The sequence below is a fragment of the Janthinobacterium sp. FW305-129 genome (genome assembly GCF_020858115.1).
Taxonomy (GTDB): Bacteria; Pseudomonadota; Gammaproteobacteria; order Burkholderiales; family Burkholderiaceae_D; genus Janthinobacterium.
Genome location: NZ_JACYMM010000046.1, coordinates 1 through 834, shown reverse-complemented (window position 1 = coordinate 834; position 834 = coordinate 1). Strand labels below are relative to the sequence as shown.

Below are 834 nucleotides of genomic sequence, written 5' to 3'. Positions count from 1 at the left end.
TCAAATGTCCACACTTATCGACTGTTAATTGTTAAAGAACTGTATTCGGTACTGCTTATTTACTACTCTCGCGCTATCGACAAAGCGTTGTGTTTGTCAGCTGCGAAGAAGAAAGAGTATGAAGCATTTCGCTAAATCCGTCAACCTTCTTTTTTACTACCCTCACCGTTTCCAGTGATCCCGTTGTTTCGCAAACTGCAGCGTCTCATTGGGGAGGCGAACTATAGCAAAGCTATACGCAGGCAGCAAGGTTTATTCTAAGAAAGTGTGAAATTTAATGACGCGATGCCATATCACTATCAAATTGACCAGGCAATACCATTCGGAATGCCCTGGTGGCCATTGACGCTTGCCTATTAATGAGCGGATTCACGGGCAGCTGCACCAGGTCGGCGCTGGCCAGACGAGGACAACAGCCTTAGTAAGGGATAAAGCACAGCTTGACGACTGCATTTCCAGTAATACCTGGAGAGTAAACCGCCAGACGAAAAAAAACCCGACCATTGCTGATCGGGTTTTTCTCTAGGTGGAACAGCCGGGGGCTGTTTCACCAAATAACAAGCCTGACGATAACCTACTTTCACACTGGTTGCAGCACTATCATCGGCGCAAAGTTGTTTCACGGTCCTGTTCGGGATGGGAAGGGGTGGGACCAACTTGCTATGGTCATCAGGCATAACTTGTACCGGCATTTGTCTCCTGTAGGACGACAAAGCCATGAATCTGGAAGAAGCAAAGATCGGGGTAATGAATAATAGTATCAACACACACGCAACGTTGTACCGTCTTATCCTCTGTACCTGCTAAGGTTATAGGGACAAGCCGTACGGGCAA

Annotated in this window: 1 rRNA gene; it reads right to left on the bottom strand. The window is 47.1% G+C overall.

Annotated features, from left to right (window positions below):
* Positions 1–561 precede the first annotated feature (561 nt).
* A 5S ribosomal RNA gene (rrf, locus tag IGS61_RS27745) occupies positions 562–674 on the bottom strand.
* Positions 675–834 lie beyond the last annotated feature (160 nt).